Source organism: Shewanella psychromarinicola (assembly GCF_003855155.1).
Lineage (GTDB): Bacteria > Pseudomonadota > Gammaproteobacteria > Enterobacterales > Shewanellaceae > Shewanella > Shewanella psychromarinicola.
The window spans coordinates 2,200,650-2,219,370 of record NZ_CP034073.1 but is presented as its reverse complement, the minus strand read 5'-3'; the positions used below and the strand labels follow the sequence as shown (position 1 = coordinate 2,219,370).

17 protein-coding genes are annotated in these 18,721 nt (G+C 42.0%); 11 read left to right on the top strand and 6 right to left on the bottom strand.

Annotated elements, in window-relative coordinates; genetic code table 11:
• Positions 1-215: 215 nt before the first annotated feature.
• The 3 genes from phrB to EGC80_RS09680 all read right to left on the bottom strand — a co-directional run bounded on the left by phrB (position 216) and on the right by EGC80_RS09680 (position 3,742).
• Positions 216-1,649 carry a deoxyribodipyrimidine photo-lyase gene (gene phrB / locus EGC80_RS09690; protein ID WP_124012309.1) on the bottom strand — a complete coding sequence of 478 codons (1,434 nt, stop codon included), beginning with the start codon at positions 1,647-1,649 and terminating at the stop codon, positions 216-218.
• Between the two features lie 12 nt (positions 1,650-1,661).
• The gene (locus tag EGC80_RS09685) at positions 1,662-2,624 is read right to left on the bottom strand and encodes a YbgA family protein (RefSeq protein ID WP_124012310.1); all 963 of its coding nucleotides are present in this window, start codon (positions 2,622-2,624) and stop codon (positions 1,662-1,664) included.
• A gap of 227 nt (positions 2,625-2,851) precedes the next feature.
• A complete protein-coding gene (locus EGC80_RS09680; RefSeq protein WP_101034824.1) occupies positions 2,852-3,742 on the bottom strand; it encodes a DUF368 domain-containing protein in 891 nt (296 codons plus the stop codon).
• A 179-nt stretch (positions 3,743-3,921) separates the two neighbouring features.
• Here EGC80_RS09680 and EGC80_RS09675 point away from each other — a divergent pair, with 179 nt between their 5' ends.
• From EGC80_RS09675 to EGC80_RS09650, 6 genes are all read left to right on the top strand, one after another.
• Positions 3,922-4,407, top strand: a complete 486-nt coding sequence (locus EGC80_RS09675) for a hotdog fold domain-containing protein (RefSeq protein ID WP_101034438.1) — start codon at positions 3,922-3,924, stop codon at positions 4,405-4,407.
• 36 nt (positions 4,408-4,443) lie between these two features.
• Entirely contained in the window at positions 4,444-5,331 is an 888-nt protein-coding gene (locus EGC80_RS09670; RefSeq protein ID WP_124012311.1) for a prohibitin family protein, read from the top strand.
• Between the two features lie 202 nt (positions 5,332-5,533).
• Positions 5,534-6,685: a DUF418 domain-containing protein gene (locus EGC80_RS09665; RefSeq protein ID WP_124012312.1), complete on the top strand. Its 1,152-nt coding sequence runs from the start codon at positions 5,534-5,536 to the stop codon at positions 6,683-6,685.
• Between the two features lie 41 nt (positions 6,686-6,726).
• The gene (locus EGC80_RS09660) at positions 6,727-8,130 is read left to right on the top strand and encodes a hypothetical protein (RefSeq protein ID WP_124012313.1); all 1,404 of its coding nucleotides are present in this window, start codon (positions 6,727-6,729) and stop codon (positions 8,128-8,130) included.
• A gap of 26 nt (positions 8,131-8,156) precedes the next feature.
• Complete coding sequence (locus EGC80_RS09655; RefSeq protein WP_101034434.1) at positions 8,157-8,507, top strand: DUF1294 domain-containing protein; 351 nt, start codon at positions 8,157-8,159, stop codon at positions 8,505-8,507.
• A gap of 104 nt (positions 8,508-8,611) precedes the next feature.
• Positions 8,612-9,082, top strand: a complete 471-nt coding sequence (locus EGC80_RS09650) for an FKBP-type peptidyl-prolyl cis-trans isomerase (protein ID WP_101034433.1) — start codon at positions 8,612-8,614, stop codon at positions 9,080-9,082.
• A gap of 113 nt (positions 9,083-9,195) precedes the next feature.
• On the opposite strand, the gene EGC80_RS09645 is transcribed toward EGC80_RS09650, so the two are convergent.
• On the bottom strand, positions 9,196-10,410 hold the full coding sequence (locus tag EGC80_RS09645) for a M24 family metallopeptidase (RefSeq protein ID WP_124012314.1): 1,215 nt from the start codon (positions 10,408-10,410) through the stop codon (positions 9,196-9,198).
• Positions 10,411-10,703: 293 nt separating this feature from the next.
• Here EGC80_RS09645 and EGC80_RS09640 point away from each other — a divergent pair, with 293 nt between their 5' ends.
• Complete coding sequence (locus EGC80_RS09640) at positions 10,704-12,491, top strand: aminopeptidase P family protein (protein WP_124012315.1); 1,788 nt, start codon at positions 10,704-10,706, stop codon at positions 12,489-12,491.
• 530 nt (positions 12,492-13,021) lie between these two features.
• On the opposite strand, the gene EGC80_RS22415 is transcribed toward EGC80_RS09640, so the two are convergent.
• Positions 13,022-13,159, bottom strand: coding sequence for a hypothetical protein (locus tag EGC80_RS22415; RefSeq protein WP_164839445.1), 138 nt, complete (start codon positions 13,157-13,159; stop codon positions 13,022-13,024).
• Between the two features lie 114 nt (positions 13,160-13,273).
• On the opposite strand from EGC80_RS22415, the gene EGC80_RS09635 reads away from it, so the two are divergent.
• From EGC80_RS09635 to EGC80_RS09625, 3 genes are all read left to right on the top strand, one after another.
• Complete coding sequence (locus tag EGC80_RS09635; RefSeq protein ID WP_101034429.1) at positions 13,274-13,723, top strand: phosphate-starvation-inducible PsiE family protein; 450 nt, start codon at positions 13,274-13,276, stop codon at positions 13,721-13,723.
• A 123-nt stretch (positions 13,724-13,846) separates the two neighbouring features.
• Entirely contained in the window at positions 13,847-14,167 is a 321-nt protein-coding gene (locus EGC80_RS09630) for a YbjQ family protein (protein WP_124012671.1), read from the top strand.
• A gap of 385 nt (positions 14,168-14,552) precedes the next feature.
• Entirely contained in the window at positions 14,553-15,644 is a 1,092-nt protein-coding gene (locus tag EGC80_RS09625; RefSeq protein WP_124012316.1) for an NADH:flavin oxidoreductase, read from the top strand.
• A gap of 876 nt (positions 15,645-16,520) precedes the next feature.
• Here the strand turns inward: EGC80_RS09625 and xapA are convergent.
• Entirely contained in the window at positions 16,521-17,345 is an 825-nt protein-coding gene (gene xapA, locus EGC80_RS09620) for a xanthosine phosphorylase (protein ID WP_101034425.1), read from the bottom strand.
• Positions 17,346-17,476: 131 nt separating this feature from the next.
• Here xapA and EGC80_RS09615 point away from each other — a divergent pair, with 131 nt between their 5' ends.
• The gene (locus EGC80_RS09615) at positions 17,477-18,406 is read left to right on the top strand and encodes a LysR family transcriptional regulator (protein ID WP_101034424.1); all 930 of its coding nucleotides are present in this window, start codon (positions 17,477-17,479) and stop codon (positions 18,404-18,406) included.
• Positions 18,407-18,721 lie beyond the last annotated feature (315 nt).

Below are 18,721 nucleotides of genomic sequence, written 5' to 3'. Positions count from 1 at the left end.
TTTAATTGCGCTATTCTATGCTGTTAATCGATCGGCTTCAATCAATACTCACATATTCGCTATTGAGCCAAGCTCATAGTGTGATCTAACGCAAAAAAAAACCGCTATTATCCTAAAAGATAATAGCGGCCTTACCGTGATTTTGCTGATGTATCGAATCAAGGCAGTCAAACTAAGTTAACTGAACAATTGGTCTTGGTTGTTAATAAAAAGGCTTAACCACGCTTTAGCGCACTTAACACCTCTATCGCCCGAAGTCGCGCCATCTTGTGTTCGACAATAGGCTCTGGGTATCGGTCATCTTGTCGTTGTGCAAACAGATCATTAACATTAATAGATTTAGGTTGATGAATATCAGCCAAAGACCAACCTGATACCTCACTAACATAACGCTTTATAAAACTGGCATCTGGATCAAATTTGCTGCTTTGAGTCATCGGATTAAACACTCGAAAATAAGGTTGCGCATCGCAGCCTGTGCCTGCAGACCACTGCCAGCCGCCATTGTTAGCGGCTAAATCACCATCAATCAGTTTTTGCCTAAAATAACGTTCGCCCCAACGCCAATCGATCAATAAATGCTTGGTTAAAAAACTGGCTACTACCATACGCAAGCGATTATGCATCCAGCCCGTTTGGTTTAGTTGGCGCATGGCTGCGTCTACAATCGGGTAGCCCGTTTGCCCGTCACACCAGGCAGTAAACTCATCAGGATTATTGCGCCACGCAATCGCCTTACCCAGTTCATTAAAGTTATGGTTCATGGATAAACGTGGAAATGCCACCAGCAAATGATGATAAAATTCACGCCAAATCAGTTCATTGAGCCATGTTTTAGCAAGGCAAGTATCATCCACTAACGCTTGGGGGTAACGCGCTAAAATTGCCGCTACACATTGACGCGAACTCATTACTCCGATGGCTAAAAAGGGTGATAAGCGGCTAGTACCTTCTAGGGCAGGAAAATCTCTTTCGGCTTGATAATCTTCTACTTGGCTTGCTAAAAATTGATCCAGTATTCGCTTTGCAACGCCCTCTCCTGCAGCCCATTGATCGCTGCTGTGTGTTGGGCAATTAAATTCGATAGCCGCTGGCAATGCCAGCGCTGCAGCAACAGGTGCTGGCGCGGCTAAAGGCACTATCGCTTTTTGACTGGCAATACTTTTCCATTTTTTAGCAAATGGGGTAAACACCTTGTACATATCACCGGACAAATTTTGCACTTGTCCGGCTGCAAATACGCAGTCTTGATCGATTAACGTCAGTGGCAACCCCTGGCCAATTAATGCGCTATCACGGCGACGTTCGTTAATTTCCGGCTCGTTACCAGCGAAAACAGCATCAATATTATGTTGTTGTAAGTAATCATTTAAAGCGGTCTGGGTATCGCTAAACCACTCAAGATGCAGCACATCCAATGATATGCCTAAGGCAGCAAGCGACTGTGCTAATAGATTGACATGACGCTGGATAAAATCAATTTGTATTGGCGCCACATCATGCTGCGCCCATTGCGACGGAGTAACAATATACACAGCCCGAACCTTGCCTTGATGTTGTTGGGCAAATTGACACGCTGCCACAAGGGCTGGATTATCGCCAACCCGCAAGTCTTGCCTAAACCACATTAAGCTATTTACGTTACTCATATTACCGGCAACCTAATAGGCATAGCGAAGCTTTAGCGCTTCTGGGTGCGGATTTAAATACACTTGCTCTTCAATGTACGCGGTGGGAAATTCGCGTACGTAATGATTAATCAAGGTAATAGGCACTAACAAAGGCAATAGCCCTTGGCGATATTTTAAAATCGATTCGCTCAACTCTTCTTTTTGTCTCGCATTGAGCTGTTTCTTAAAATAGCCTTGAATGTGCTGCAAAGTACTGGTGTGATTTTTGCGGGTAGCAATAATTTTGAGTGCCGTCATAAAGCCTTCAAAATATTGTTGTGCGGTTTGCTCCACATCTTGAATATCGGCCAATATAGGCCCTAAATCTCTGTACCACTGTGGACTGTGGGCCATTAATAAATACTTATAACGCGAATGAAACTGCATTAGCTTGTGTTTAGTGAGACCCGATTGAGTCATTTTCTTCCAATCGTTATAAGCAAATACGCGGGTAAAAAAGTTTTCTCTTAATGGCAAGTCATGTAAACGCCCTTCTTCTTCTACAGGCAGAAATGGGTAGCGTTCCATTAATTTTTTTGCAAAAACACCCACACCGGTTTTAGTGCCATGATTGGTACCAATTTTGTACTCGGTAACCCTTTCCATGCCACATGTTGGTGATTTTGCACATAAAATATAACCGCCCAAGTAATCTAGTTCTTCCACTTTGGCTTGGGAATACTCATTAAGCTTGTCAGTCACATCGAGCGATCCATCAGCACTGCGAATATGCACCACATCGCCGTCTCGCACTTGGCGAATACTTTTACGCGGTGTGCCCATGCCAATGGCCATCTCAGGACAGACTGTGATGTATTCAAAAAACGGTTCAATTTCTTGTTTACAGTAATAAGAATTTTTGTGTCCACCATCAAAACGGACTTGATTACCCAGCAAGCAGCTGCTGATCCCAATTTGGATTTTTTGTGGCACAAATGAATCGGTATCTGGCATGTTATGCACTCCTGTGGCGGCCGTAATATCCCTAAGCGGGATGAAAAATGAGGTTATCTTTACCCATACAATATGCTAAAAAAATACGCGTAATACACCAATTAAGTTCATTATTGTATTATTCAAGCATATTGGCTGTATTTGCAATCATAGTCTGCATATTTGCCATAAAAATAAAGCAGAACGCGAGTTCTGCTTTATAGGGATCGATTGACATATTGTGCATATTAAGCCTGAGCTTTCGCCCCTAGACGCTCTACCCCCCATACCAGACCAATGCCCACAAACACACACACAATCGCCACAAACAGTTGCGATGACTCACCGGTGATTTGCTCAAATTGAAATGGGGATAGATTTTGCTCTACCAATGGCACTAACTCGCCTTTAGAATTCTCGCGCCAGCTAATTACTTGTTTCCAAGGCCAAATCTTACCTAATGTCCCCAGCATTAATCCGGTTAAAAACAATAATGTTGCATCATGGAATTTACGTAACAATGCCGATAACACGTGACTAAAACTTAATAATCCAACCACAGCCCCAATAGCAAAACAGGCCAAATACACAATATCAAATCCTTTAGCCGCCGCTAACACCGCGGGGTACATCCCTAAAAGCAGTAAAATAAAACTGCCTGAAATACCGGGTAATATCATGGCGCAGATAGCAATCGCACCACAGAAAAAGAAGTTAAGGTAACTCACTTGCAATTCAATGGGGTGCAACACGGTAATGGCCCACGCAAAGGCGACGCCGACAATAAACATGGCAACCCGAATAGCACTGAATTTATTCACTTGTTTAAGCATGTGAACCACGGAAAACAGAATCAAGCCCAAAAAGAACGACCACACAGGTATAGGATGTGTCACCAACAACCAAGAAATTAGCTTAGCTAAGGTAAAAATACTGGTTAAAATCCCGCCGAACACGCACAGCAAAAAAGGACCATTAATATGTAAAAAAGCAGCTTTAATCCCTTTGTGTTTGATAATCCCTACTAAAGACAAGTTAATCTTGCGAATGCCATCCAATAATGGATCTAAAATACCGCTAATAAATGCGATAGTGCCACCCGATACGCCCGGCACAACATCTGCAGCGCCCATGGCCATACCTTTGAAATAATTCAATAACAGTGAGTCAGTTTTCAAAATTCATCCTTCAATGTGTCTACACCGGTAAATTATACCTGTGCCCTGTGTAATGAGCGATGGAAAATATTGATCGGGGCTTTTCCACAGGTTACAACAATGTTAACCTCATCCGATAAAATAACGAGTAAAGTTTATTTATGACCCACACAAAACCCAATAAAGTCATGTCGCTATACCACAAAGTCACTGCTTATCCATTGGGTAAGCATATTTTCTCTAAAATGGTGTCTCGGATGGCGCCCTATTTTGGCACAGTACACCCTTACATAAGCGATTTACGCGTTAACCGCTGCGAATGTTTAATAAAAAAACGCAAAAAAGTCCAAAATCATATTGGTACCGTGCATGTAATAGCCATTTGTAATGGCTTAGAAATGGCCATGGGCACGATGGCAGAAGCATCGATCCCGGCTCATTTACGTTGGATCCCAAAGGGCATGAGCGTTGATTACACCGCAAAAGCGGGTAGCGACATTTTATGTGTTGCACAGGTAAAATCAGAACAATGGCAAGTGGGTGATATGTTAGTTGACGTAAAGGCCTATGATACTAATGGTGTTGTGGTAGTCCAAGGGCATATTAAGCTATGGATTTCAGAGAAACCTCAAAAAATAACGAAGTAAATTAATCACCTTATTCACTTTTGCTAGGGAAGCATAATGTTAAAGAATGATCTGGCGCAAGCCAACAAAAATCATCTAGGAAAAATTATTCCGATCGCTATTTTGCTAATAATGCTTATCAGCTTATATGGCAGCTGGTATACCGTTGATCAGGGCGAACGTGGCGTCGTGCTACGTAACGGTAAAATTATCGATACTGCAGAACCAGGGCTTGGGTTTAAAATTCCGCTTATGGATACCGTGGTTAAAATTTCAACTCAAACTCACACAGCAAATTACCAAGGTTTACAGGCTTATAGCCGCGATCAACAACCCGCAACTTTACGCGCCTCAGTGACATTCAGCATACCGCCAGATCGTGTTGAAGAAGTGTATGCAAAATTTAAAAGCATAGACTTAATGGTATCGCGCTTACTTGACCGCCAAGTGCCGACTCAAATTGAGAATATTTTTGGTAAATATACCGCTATTTCTGCGGTTCAAGAACGGATCAAGTTTGGTATTGATGTCACCGAAGCCATTACTCAATCGATTAAAGGCCCGGCGACCATTAACTCAGTGCAAATTGAAAATATCGACTTTAGCAATGCTTACGAAAAATCGGTAGAAGACAGAATGCGCGCAGAAGTAGAAGTGCAAACCCAATTACAAAATCTTAAAAAAGAGCGCGTGAGTGCCCAAATTGCCGTGACTCAAGCGCAAGCTGAAGCAGACTCGCAACTGGCCCGTGCCATTGCCGAAGCAGAAAGTATCCGAATTAAAGGTAACGCAGAAGCATCAGCCATTAAAATTCGTGCAGAAGCGCTAGCGCAAAATCAAAATTTAGTTGAATTGACTAAAGCTGAACGCTGGGATGGAAAATTGCCGACCACCATGTTGCCGACAGGTACAATCCCGTTCCTTGAAGTGCAAACCACCCAATAAATATCTCTATTGTAAAAAAACCAAGGGATCGGCATTAAAGCGGGTCGTTTGGTTTTTTTATGATGCTTTGCCCTACTTAACAATATTTTCTAGCGGCATTACAAGGTTTGGCTGTTAATCTCTAGTCGCGCATCTTTATTTAATAAAGAGGGCTTATAAACAGCTAATAGTAAGAGGAATTCAGAGATTAAGTACAACTAACATGAATAAGCATGGTTCTCCCATTCAATCAATACGTTTAGCCAATCTTGATGCAATCAGAGGTGTTGGCGTATTAGGTATTTTCTTCCTTAATATCTATTTTATGGGCAATAGCTTTTTGGGCTATGCTCCTCATGAAATTCAACCTACAACAGATATAGCCATACTCATTTTCAGCAACTTTTTTTTAGAAGGACGCTTCTTTAGCCTATTCGCCATGCTTTTTGGGGTGGGATTATTAATCCAATATCAACGCCAGCAAGCGAGACCGGTATCTGCCGTCGCGGCACCATCCCAAAATAATCAGATAAAATCCCGCTTATATTGGTTAATCGTCTTTGGGGTAATCCACGCTATTGTTATCTTCCCAGGAGATATATTATTGTCTTATGGCGTGAGTGGGTTATTGGCTTTTCGCTACATCAATCTCAATGCTGATGAGCTACTGCGCAAAGCCAGAGGGTTTATCTTGTTATCATTGATCCCCATTGCGCTCATTTCACTTATGCCTGACGAGCACGTTTATATACGCGACTCAGCATTTTTCATCGAGCAACTGTCAGCTTGGACAGGCAGCTACAAGCAACAACTCACTCTGCATTTAACCATGTTGGCTTACATGTTAGCGGTTATTCCGTTAACCCTAATGTGGTATATCGCAGGTCTAATGTTATTGGGGATGGCATTATATAAACGCAACATTTTTACCAATGGATTAGAGAAAAAAACCCTGTGGCAATGCGTATTTTGGGCCATCATATTGTCATCATTAGATTCGCTATTCAGTCTCAGCGGCAATCCGAGGTGGGAAGCGATGTCAGACCTATTATTATGGTTCAGCGCTATTGCGACGGCATTAATTTATATCCATATTATTGTTAAATTTTGTCAAAATGCCCCCCACAGACTAACACTTCTGCAAAATGCCGGCCGAATGGCATTTAGTTTGTACATTCTCCAGTCTATTGTTGGTATTTTATTATTACGTTATATTGCACCAGACTGGTTGTACTCACTAGACAGGATAGGTTATCTCTCCATTGCCATTATTTACAGTGTGTTACAGTTGCTATTAGCCGATGTCTATTTACGCAAATTCAATCAAGGTCCGTTAGAAAAACTTTGGCGCGTCTTAGTCTCCCGCACAAGTTAATCAATCTCAGCTTAGGATCATAACCACTCAAGGAAGAATACATGCAACTAAAATACTGTGCCATATTGATTAATCTCATCAGTATGAGTGCCATTGCCGCAGAGACATTACCGCCTATTTTAGATTTTAAGCCTAATTGCAGCCCAACCATTATCAATCAGCTTGCAGTAAGAGACGTTTATCTGACTGAGGATTTTCAAAGCCAAACCGATCAACAAATAGAACTGAGTATGTTCGACACCAGTATGTTCAAATTGCAGCGAGCAGCAAAACAACAACATGCTGACGCCATCATGTTGATGGCGTTGAATAAAACCACTATCACTAAAAGCAGTCACACCAGTGACTACAAAAGGGTAATTGAATACCAAGCCGACTTAGTCACGTTTTGTACTGATGATCGATCATTATCTGCCACACCAACGCCCTATAATCACTTAGGTAAAAAGCTGACGGTGACGACCTTCAACTGGCAAGTTAGCGAAACAGCAGAAGAATCGTTAGCCTCTCTGGCAAAAGCGGTTAAAAAGCCCCAAGCCGATGTGTCATTCACACATATTTACGGTATTCCCATGAGCGCATCAAGCCAAGTACTGTTTAGCACTCTTGGTCCGGCAAGTGTACAGCTGTCGCTTGAAAAAAATCAGTCAGCTTGGTTATATGGCCGTAATCTGTGGTTTATTTTGATTAATGATAAAGTGGAATTTGCCAGTTCAACGACCGCGCTACTGAGCGCATATGGTAAAAATTGGATCAGTTTCAATGATAATTTCGACGATAATCCTTGGACCTTGTTCGGCAAGATTAATATAAGAGATGAATTAGCCGATGTGTTAACCCAGAGCGATCACAAAGCGGTAAAAATCAATTCGCATCAATACGCCATTAAGCATCAAAACAACACCTTAATAATGGATTTTGCTGACTACAAACCCAATGCAACAAAACCCGTTAACACTGAATTGACTCAATTTACTCTCCATAGTAATCATTTCACTCAACCGATTGCTCAACTTCAGTTCAGCCCTATCGATACTCAAGGTTTTTCCAATGTGGTAAGCGGTAAAAATGCCACCTTAGCAGACCGCTCTGCAGCGCGTTATATCAATAACAATCAGCAAAACAGCTTTAACCTAACCCAAGATAAACAGTGGTTTATGTTATCGAGTTTTATCTTGGTCAAACAAGCCAATGAAGTGATCACTCGAGTCAAACTCACATCAGCCCTAACGACAGAAAAATATACCCAAGGCACATTTGCCCAAGCAGCAGTAGCGCTAAATTTACCGCAAACTAAAAGTGAATTTATGGCGCATTATCCCGATGCAGAAGACAACTATGATTCGGTCAATATCGATGGGGATAATTACACTATTGAAGCCATATTTGAATCGGAGCAAGATAATGCCCCTTTGGTTGAATTTGAAATAAGCTACCTAGACTGAATTAATCCCCCTGGACTGATATTAGAATGAATAAATTTGCTTGGTTGATGTTGCTGTTAATCGGCGCCATTTTTGGCGCCGTCCAACCCTGGTTGGCAGGTATTTATGGATTAATTAATGTGATCACATTTGGTTTGTATTACCGTGACAAATCGGCCGCTAAGCAGGGCCAGTGGCGCATAAAAGAAAGCACCTTACAATTTTTTGCTTTGATTGGAGGCTGGCCGGCAGCACTACTTGGCCAGTATCACTTACGCCATAAAACCCAAAAATCATCTTTTAAACGGCTATTGTGGTGTTGCATAGTACTCAACTCAGTCGGGGTTAGTTTATTGTGTTACCAGCAATGGCAGCCGCTATTTGATGGGTATCGTTAATTAACTTATTGGTTCAATTATCTCTTTAAACGAGGTGATAAGTATTAGCCCATCACTTTTTACGCTAAACTAGTCGCCCAATTACTAACCATTCGAGAGCAACTATGCGTATGATTTTGGCCATTGTGGTCATTGCGGGCGTTATTTTTTATTTTTTCACTCAATCGAACAATCAAAAAGCCGCCAAAGAGAATATTGAGAAAGGTAAGATTTTTTTAGCTGAAAATGCCCAACGCGAAGGCGTCACGCAAACCTTATCTGGCTTACAATATGAAGTGCTCGTTAAAAGCGAAAACACTGATCATCCAAGCGCAAAAAGTAAAGTGACCGTGCATTATCACGGTACGCTAATCGATGGCACTGTATTTGACAGCTCTGTCGATCGCGGCGAAACCATCAGCTTTGGTTTAAATCAAGTGATTAAAGGTTGGACTGAAGGCGTACAATTAATGAGTATTGGCGACAAATTCCGTTTTTATATTCCAAGCCAATTGGCTTACGGTAATCGCTCCACTGGAAAAATTGAAGGTGGCGCAGTGCTCATTTTCGATGTCGAGTTATTTGAGATTAACTAATCAGCAATGAATATCAGTTTAATCTGAAAATGAAAAAGCCTCCTTGTGGAGGCTTTTTGCTATTGGCTCTTGGTTATTGGCAAATGAGTCTTTACCCCATCACCATTTGACTATCATGCTAGGTAAAACGGATCGTCAATCGATTTTGCGGGCGCTGTAAACCATTTTGGCCCTTGGGCTGTCATGTAGAAATGATCTTCATGACGGATACCAAACTCGCCTGGCACACATATCATTGGCTCGTTGCTAAAACACATGCCAACGGCTAACGGCGTAATATCATTGCGAACCAAGTATGGCCATTCATGAATGTCTAAACCTATGCCATGGCCGGTACGATGAGGTAAACCCGGCAGCTTATAATCTGGACCAAAGCCAGCCGCTTCTAGCACTGTACGAGCGGCTGCGTCCACATCGCTACAAGATGTGCCAATTTGCGCCGCATCAAATGCCGCAATTTGCGCATCTTGCTCAAGTTGCCATAATTGACGTTGGCGATCATTGGCTTCACCAAACACATAAGTGCGAGTAATATCAGAGTTATAACCCTGTAACTGGCAACCCGTATCAATTAATACAGTGTCATTTAATGCTAGCGCCTTAGGCGATTTAACCCCATGGGGATAAGCGGTATCTTCACCGAATAATACGATGCAAAAATACGAGCCTTTTACGGCACCCACAGCATAATGAGCTTGATTAATAAAGTCTTCAACTTCAGCGGTGGTGATGCCCTCACGTAATATACTGGCCGTCGCTTTATGCACTTCAAGGGTCATGTCCTTAGCCCGCTGCATTAAGGCAATTTCATCAACCGACTTAATCATCCGACAACCCGCCGTCACACTTGTTGCACTCACAAACCGTTGCTGAGGCGCAGCTTGAGCCATGCCATCGCTAATAAAAAAGGCGGTTGACTCATCAATACCGATTTTTGCTTGGTTAATGCCCATGTTAACTAACACATCGGCAAATAGCTGGAATGGGCTTTCATCTTCATGCCAAGTATTTACTCGACCTTTAATGATCATGTACCCCTGTAAGGTATCGAGTTCAAAAGCGGGGGCAATATACTGCACCTCACCAACGGCTGGAATAATCGCTCCCACCATACGCTCACTCGCAAACCACGATGTACCGGTAAAATAGTACAAATTAGTGCCCGCATTAACATAAATAGCATCCAAGCCATGCTGTGTCATTAATCGCTGAGCATATTGAATACGTTGGGTAAACTCATCATCACTTATCGCCGCCATGCCATCGGTCATATTGGCTAATGTGGCTAATGCTTGTTGTGGGCTTGCGCCGCCGACACCCATTGTCATAGGATTTCCTTTGGTTATTGTTATCGTTTTTGTTATCGTTTTTGTTACCAGATTAACAGTAGATTGCTTATAACGTATCGTCTTACCTTATTTAAATATGCCAGATAATCAACATAGCCAACGATACCGTCTGCATCGTTTTGTTACCATCTTATACAATATAAGGTTACAATTTTAGTCTGCTAGCTAAACATAATGTCGGCGACTTCACTTGCCAGTTTACTGCCACACTTGCGATAATCGTTATTCATTCTACAGAGCTGAGTTCATCAGCCGCCTCCAACGGAGAAACCATGACCAATATCATTGCTAAGCGCCTTAGCGCCATTCGTCAGCAGCTTGAAGTTAATCAAATCGATGCCTTTATTATTCCCCGCGCCGACGAGTATTTAGGAGAATACGTGCCTGCACGTAATGAGCGCTTACAGTGGGCCACTGGCTTTACCGGTTCTGCAGGCATGGCCATAGTGCTAAAAGACCGCGCGGCAATATTTACCGACGGACGTTACACTGTGCAAGTACGCCAACAAGTGGATGGCAACCTATTTGAGTATTTAAGCCTGCATGACGATCCCAAAATTGACTGGTTAATCGACACCTTACCTGCTGGCGCTAGCGTCGGCATCGACAGTCGCTTACATACGCTGGCTTGGTATCAACAAACCAAAGCGCAATTTGATAAAGCCCACATTAATTTAGTTGAAGTTGATGACAATCCGATTGATGTGAGTTGGTTAGATCGCCCGGCGTTATCAGCATCCATCATGACTTTATTTAGTCATCAAGGCGCTGGACGCAATAGCATCGAGAAGCGCCAACAAATTGGCCAGCTGGTGAAAAAACAAGGCGCAGATGTCGCCCTTATCGCGGCATTAGATTCATGTTGTTGGTTACTCAATATCCGTGGTAACGACGTGCCCCGCTTCCCAGTGATCCTTGGCTGCGGGTTATTATCAGCCAATGGCGACATGACCTTTTTTACCGATTTAGCCAAAGTACCGCAAAACATTGAAGATCACGTAGGTGCAGGTGTTAGTTTTAAAGATGAAGCGGAACTGGCAAGGGTATTAGCCCAAATGAATGGGGTGAAGCTATTAGCCGACCCACATTCTGCCAACGCATACTCGCAGTTACTGGCACAAAAAGTCGGTGCTAAGCTGATTGCAGGACTTGATCCTGTTGCATTACCTAAAGCACAAAAAAATGCTGCCGAATTAGCCGGTATGCGGGCGAGTCATATTCGTGATGGCGCAGCCGTAAGCTGCTTTTTAGCTTGGTTAGACAATCAAGTTGCACAACACATTATGCATGATGAAGCACAACTGGCTGACAAGTTAGAAAGCTTTAGATTGCAAGACCCGCTGTACCGTGAGCCAAGCTTTGACACTATTTCAGCCACTGGCGCCAATGCCGCCATGTGCCATTACAACCACAATAATGGCACCCCAAGCACCATGACCATGGACAGCATTTACTTGGTCGATTCTGGCGCCCAGTACCTTGACGGTACTACCGATGTCACCCGCACCATCGCCATTGGCAAGGTGACAGATGAGCAGAGAAAAATGGTCACATTAGTATTAAAAGGCCATATTGCCTTAGATACGGCCCGCTTCCCTAAAGGCACGTCGGGTCAGCAGCTTGATGCCTTTGCACGCCAGCATTTATGGCAACACGGTTTTGATTATGACCATGGTACAGGCCATGGTGTCGGTCACTTTTTAAGTGTTCATGAAGGCCCACAGCGCATTGGTAAAAACGTCAACGCCGTGGCTTTACTGCCGGGAATGGTATTGTCGAATGAACCAGGTTATTACCGCGCCGATGGTTTTGGTATTCGCATCGAAAACCTCGTCACCGTGCAGCATTGCCAAGCCCTAGCCGGTGCAGAGCGTGAAATGTACGAGTTTGACGTATTAACCCATATTCCAATGGATGCACGTTTAGTCGATAAGTCGTTATTAACTGAATTTGAAGTGAATTGGTTTAATCAATATCAGCAAAAAGTACGTAATACCTTAGCACCACTGATGCAAGGCGACGCGCTAGCGTGGCTCAATAAAGTCACCATCGCCATGTAAGCTTTTATCGCTACCGCCAACATCAATAACCGATAACCAAAGGCTTAGGACAAGTAATTTGACCTAAGCCTTTTTTATACATGTGATATGACTTTAGATATTAATACCTTACGGATATCACTCTTGATATTTACAATCTATTAACGTTTAATGGCTGTCTTATGTAGTTCAAAAGCTTAGTTGGACGTACACAAAAAATGTATGCCTAAACGACTACGACATCAAGGTGAACTGATTGCAGGTAATTGAAGCTAAGATAGGATGATATAAATCAATAACTTACATGTCGGATATTATCAGGCAAGCCGTGCAATAAGCCTTAGATGCTATAAGTAATTGAAATCGTTAACAACACAAAAACGGTTGTTATTGAAGTGTTTGAATTGCCTTACGCAGTTTTATTGGTATCGGAAGCTGAAAATAATATTGTCGACATTTTTGATTACATAGTGTTCCCGAACAATATGCCAGCTCAACAGTTAATATGCATTAATCGTCATGGACAAGTGTTGTGGGTTGCTAAAAATCCTTCAGTACCAAACACCAGTGCATATACAAATTTTACCCGTTCTACCAATAATGTGCTGAGTAATAGTAGTCAATAATGTCGCAGGTTGCTCTTGTTCAATCGGCTTATCTACAGGGAAATGACTGGGTACGGAATTCACAAAATAATCACCTAACCAAAAGCAGCAACTGACGCTATCATTTGTCGCGGTGCTAAACGTTAGGTTTTTTAGCTCTCTTATCGTTTACTGATAATATCTATCTTGGGAAAATTTATGAAACATGAAGAGTTACCACAAGATCATTCTGATCAATTATTAAAAGTACTGCATCGCACGATCCGATTTGCGATAAGAATACTTGCCGTGTTGATGGTATTAGTCATTTTTTGGAGCGTTGCAGACGTTGTCTATGTTATCTATAGCAAAGTGATAGTACCCCCGTATTTTCTCCTCGATGCTGAAGATATTCTTGAGACTTTTGGCGCTTTTATGCTTGTGCTCATAGCCGTTGAAATCTTTATTAATATTCGTTTATACCTTGGGTCAAATATTATCCCAGTAGAATTAGTGATTGCCACCGCTCTTATGGCTGTAGCGCGGAAAGTTATCGTGTTAGATCTTAAACTTGTTTCTTCAGAACACATCATAGGTCTTGCTTTGGTAACAATTGCATTGGGCATATCATACTGGTTAGTAAAACAAAGAAACGCATCCCAAACCTGACAAGTGCTTGCTACAGATTGGATACAGATCTCACCCTTTTTGCGCTAGGCATTAACGAGCCAACAACGGCACCTAATTGAAGAACCCGGTGTTAGCTTTATTTATCAGGTATAAGGAAATATGATGATCATCTCAAACACCCCCGAAATTTCTGGCTATAAAATTGTTGAATCAATCAACCTTGTCACCGGAAGCATGGTTCAGTCAAAACATATCGGTAGAGATATTATGGCGAGACTCAAAACCATCATTGGTGGTGAAGTGGCTGGTTATACTGAAATGCTGATCGAGGCCAGAGAGGAAGCATTGAGACGAATGATGACACAAGCAAAAAGCAAAGGTGCTAATGCTGTTGTCAACGTAAGATTTACGACAAGCGCTATTGCAGTTGGCATGTCAGAACTTTTAGTTTATGGAACTGCCGTTGTTGTAGAGAAAAGCTAATCGGGTTGCTGGGGTCTCTAAGCTCCAGCCCTAACCACTCTAGATGCTGCTTCGCACGACAATCACGTTTCTCCGATACCAACACGACCTGAAATTCCTTGTGGTCACCTTGAGCCTAAGACGCTTTGGCGATATAAGTCTTCCTGAACTCTTTCGGATGACATAAATCAGACTTTTGGAAGCGTTTTTTACATGATGTATATGACAATAACTTAATCCAGATTAAAGATTTTCATATACATTATCGGTAGTATTTACCATCGCTCATCGCACATACCAAACACACTCAAGATAAGAACAGCCATGTAATAAGCATGGCTGTTCTTATCTTGTTCTTTATAAAGCTGATGAATAATACTAAAAACGATTTTTAAGAGGATTGGACTTGAGTACTTTGTTTACAGAAACTCGTATTGGCAAAATGAGATTGAAAAACCGCTTTATTAGAAGCGCTACGTGGGAAAATATGGCAACAGAAGATGGCCATATGACGGATAAGCTATACGCTATCTACGAAGAACTTGCCAAAGGCGAAGTCGGCCTAATTGTAACGGGTTATGCCAATATTGTAGAAGAAGAGAAGCCAAATGCCGGCATGATGGGAATGTACAATGATTCCTTTATCGATGAATACAAAAAGCTCACCGAGTTAGTCCACCGCAATGATGCTAAAATAGTGATGCAGCTTGCTTACGGTGGCACAAAAACCACTCACAATGTAGGTGAAAGGGTGATCTATGCGCCGAGTGAAGTGTGTGAAAGAGGCACACAAACATTAGGCAAAGCGATGACTAAAGATGAAATAGATTACATCATTAAGGCATTTGCTCAAGCAAGCAGAAGAGCCCAACAATCAGGGTTTGATGGTGTAGAAATACACGCTGCACATAGCTATTTAATCAATCAGTTCTTGAGCCCATATTACAATCAAAGACAAGATGAATATGGTGGCAGCCTAGACAATCGGATCAGATTATTAGTAGAGATCTATGCTGAGATTAGAAAGCTTGTGGGTAATGAGTATCCAATATTAGTTAAATTGACCGCATCGGAGTTTTTTGATGGTGGGTTAACCTTTGATGAAACACGTATTATTTGTAAAAAGTTAGCCGCCATAGGGGTTGATGCCATTATCATCTCAGGGAATATACATGGCAAAGCAAGCACCATGATTGGCGAATCTTTTGATGGATATAACATTCAACAACAAGGCTATTTTCATGAATATGGGCAAGTTATTAGCGCAGAAGTTAATGTACCCATTATTACCGTTGGTGGATTAAGTGATATTAGTGCGATAGAAGAGATTGCAAATACAACCAATATTCAATGTTTTGCGATCTCAAGACCTTTGCTTGCTGAACCTCATTTAATTAAGCGCTGGAAAGAAGGCAACAGAGCACCTGTTGATTGTGAAAGATGCTCAAAATGTCGCACAAGACGTGGCAATTTTTGTGTTGTCCACAAGAAGAGATAATAAAGACTCGATCGCTTTTAAACTAAGCATTAACACCTTGATGTCCAGAAATGAGCTGAAAAGGCTCATCTGGCTAGGTATTATAAAATGATATCACCCCATTAATGTCTATCAGAGTGCATTCCTATCTGATAGATATTAGTCTATTTCATGTTAAGGCATTGGCCCCTTCATGTTAAGGCATAGGGCCCTATACCCTTGTTTATAAATAAATAGTTATTCCGCAGCATGAGTTCAGCAACAACCACATACTGACCCCCATTACTCTGATCTTAAGATAATATATTCTATATCCTATGTTGTTGTGATCTATTTTCGTACAACTTAAGTATTAGTATCGGTATCATTTTTCAGTAACTTTTTTCAGTAACTTTTTTCAGTAGAGAGGGATTATGTGGTTTAGTTCAAAAGTTTATAGAAAAGCACTGGCAGCACAACTAATTATCACCCACCCATCAATCAGCGGCTATTGTGGTCGAGGTTAACAACTGCGCTAATCATAAGTGAGTAAGATTTGTTGGCATTGCAATTAAGATCGGTAATCACATTAACTGTCGTACAGGACTTAACGTCTTTATGGCATTATTTAATATGGCAGTCACAGTCACGCTGTGGCCCATTGTTAGGCCGATAGTTAGGCCGATTAAAAGAGGATGGGGCATTTCATTATCCATGTTGTTCGAAACGAGTGAAAACAGCGTTACTCCTCGCTTAAGCGGGTTAACATTGCTAACACTCATCTTTGAGGAGTATGTTTGGCTGCCTACTTCTGCGTTGAATGACTTCAGAAGGGAGCGCCATTCTTTTATTCATTCGTGTTGAATTAGTTTGTCAAAATGCTCTAAGTAGATGTTTTTTATACCTCTTGGTATAACATCAAAAATGTTCTGCCATAAATGCTTTGATGAGATTGATAAAGTCATTCTGCGCTAACTTTGCACACTTCAGTGTTTGTTCATGGGATAGGGCTACATCTCCTAGGCCTTCTGCCATATTAGTGATAGCACAGATAGCCAGTACCGGGAGATTACAGTGAGCAGCTGATATGACCTCAGGTACCACAGACATTCCGACTACGTCTCCGCCGATTATCTGCATCATGCGGATTTCGGCAGCCGTTTCGAAATTCGGTCCACTGTAAGAGACAAAAACTCCTTCGGTGGCATTAATACCCTCTTTTTTTGCCACCGCCAATGCTTGCATACGTAAGGATTTATCATAAGCATTCGCTAAGCTAAAAAAGCGTGGGCCATAGGTGTCATCATTACGACCTGTCATGGGTGTGCCTGGCATGGTATTGATGTGATCGTTGAAGATAACCAGGGATCCGACGTCAATAGTTTCGGGCCGTAAAGACCCTGCAGCATTGGTCACAATGAGCAGTTCGCAGCCTAAACGTTTAAAAGTACGCACCGGATTGGTCATGACTTTCATGCTTTGGTGTTCGTAGTAATGGCCGCGGCCTTTCATGCAAACAACGTCAATACCATTCATTCGCCCCAGCACTAACTCGCCAGAGTGACCTTCGACAGTGCTGACAGGGAAGCCATCAAGATCTTCATAGGCAATACAAACTTTGTCTTCCAGTTCGTCGGCAAGGCTTCCCAAGCCGGAACCTAAGATGAATGCAGCCTTGGGACTAAAATGTGGTTTACGATCTGAAATGGTGGCTAGCGCATTGTCTACAGGATCGATCTTCATGGTTTATTCCTTACTGATTAATTATCTTAAGGTTAATTTACCCCAAGCTTTATTCTCAATTAATCACTAAATTCAACACTATTATCCTGATTTTAAGTACAATATGATTGCCAAATATTGAGGACCGGATAATGGATATTAATGAAAATGTACTAAATGGTCGTATAACATTGAAAATGCTACGTTATTTTTATGCCGTGTCTCAATGTATGCATTTTGGACAAGCTGCAGAACAGCTTAATATTTCAACATCGCCCTTAAGTGCTCAAATTAAAGCCTTAGAGTCGGTGCTTGATGTGACCTTATTTGAGCGAACGACCCGCCATGTTCAGCTCACTGAAGTGGGTTTGATATTAAAACAGGAGTGTGCACTATTATTCGATATGTTTAGTGATTCGGTAAACAAGGTGGCTAAGGCGGGGCGGGAGTTAGATAACACAATCAACATAGGGTTAATGAGCTCGGTCTTTTGGACCGGTTTCGGCACAGTTCTAAGAGAGTTCAAAAAGCGTTATCCGCAATATACCTTTAATTTTATTGAGTTATCGCCAGAGATGCAGAAACAAGCGTTAAGCGAGCATCGTATCGATATAGGATTAGCCCGATTCGCTGATACCCGTAACATTTATCCACTGAGTGAAAGGCTTTTATACGCAGAACCCATGTGTGTTTTGGTGTCGGATGAGCATCCATTGAAAATGAAACAAAGTCTCAGTATGGATGAGCTTATTAATCAAGAGTTTGTGTTTATGAAGCGTACTAACTCTGCATCCACCGATATGATTATTGAGCGACTTTTAGACAGCGGCTTTTACCCTAAGGTGACTCAGGAAGTTATTGAGCCTACGACCTTAATGGCTGTTGTGGCGACGAGCACTATGGTGTCGATTGTGCCTCAAAGTTATCGTCAACATCAATGGCACAATGTGTGTTTTATTCCGTTAAAAGAGGCTATTCAAGCCGATATTTACGCAATTTATGACAGCCGGAGTGAAAGAGAGTCCGTGAATGTATTTTTAGCAGAAATACCCGCTTTACTGAGTTTACAAAATATCAATTAGCGAATGAATTCGAATAGGTGTCCCGCTCAAATGTTGAGGATTTAATCCGCTTAATCTAGGCGGCAGAAATGGGGGGCTTTTGTGAGATGGTATTACATCATGTCTTCAGTTCTGTCTTTGTTCACGTCAGGTTCCCGTTCCATTTTGGCCAGTCATCATTGGTTACAGCTCACTCGTTATATCGACAATCAAGGATATACCTTGTTCCATGTCACCCAGAGACCTTGAGGCTGAATAATCGTTGGCCTGTTTGTGATGTCTGAGGCTAATGTAGTCGGCCAAGAACACAAACTCATAAACAGTAAACCTAGCACG

Bases quoted from the DNA above. Each gene is read 5' to 3' on its own strand.
- phrB (WP_124012309.1), bottom strand. From the start codon at position 1,649: ATGAGTAACGTAAATAGCTTAATGTGGTTTAGGCAAGACTTGCGGGTT.
- EGC80_RS09685 (WP_124012310.1), bottom strand. From the start codon at position 2,624: ATGCCAGATACCGATTCATTTGTGCCACAAAAAATCCAAATTGGGATC.
- EGC80_RS09680 (WP_101034824.1), bottom strand. From the start codon at position 3,742: ATGGCCATGGGCGCTGCAGATGTTGTGCCGGGCGTATCGGGTGGCACT.
- EGC80_RS09675 (WP_101034438.1), top strand. From the start codon at position 3,922: ATGACCCACACAAAACCCAATAAAGTCATGTCGCTATACCACAAAGTC.
- EGC80_RS09670 (WP_124012311.1), top strand. From the start codon at position 4,444: ATGTTAAAGAATGATCTGGCGCAAGCCAACAAAAATCATCTAGGAAAA.
- EGC80_RS09665 (WP_124012312.1), top strand. From the start codon at position 5,534: ATGAATAAGCATGGTTCTCCCATTCAATCAATACGTTTAGCCAATCTT.
- EGC80_RS09660 (WP_124012313.1), top strand. From the start codon at position 6,727: ATGCAACTAAAATACTGTGCCATATTGATTAATCTCATCAGTATGAGT.
- EGC80_RS09655 (WP_101034434.1), top strand. From the start codon at position 8,157: ATGAATAAATTTGCTTGGTTGATGTTGCTGTTAATCGGCGCCATTTTT.
- EGC80_RS09650 (WP_101034433.1), top strand. From the start codon at position 8,612: ATGCGTATGATTTTGGCCATTGTGGTCATTGCGGGCGTTATTTTTTAT.
- EGC80_RS09645 (WP_124012314.1), bottom strand. From the start codon at position 10,410: ATGACAATGGGTGTCGGCGGCGCAAGCCCACAACAAGCATTAGCCACA.
- EGC80_RS09640 (WP_124012315.1), top strand. From the start codon at position 10,704: ATGACCAATATCATTGCTAAGCGCCTTAGCGCCATTCGTCAGCAGCTT.
- EGC80_RS09635 (WP_101034429.1), top strand. From the start codon at position 13,274: ATGAAACATGAAGAGTTACCACAAGATCATTCTGATCAATTATTAAAA.
- EGC80_RS09630 (WP_124012671.1), top strand. From the start codon at position 13,847: ATGATCATCTCAAACACCCCCGAAATTTCTGGCTATAAAATTGTTGAA.
- xapA (WP_101034425.1), bottom strand. From the start codon at position 17,345: ATGAAGATCGATCCTGTAGACAATGCGCTAGCCACCATTTCAGATCGT.
- EGC80_RS09615 (WP_101034424.1), top strand. From the start codon at position 17,477: ATGGATATTAATGAAAATGTACTAAATGGTCGTATAACATTGAAAATG.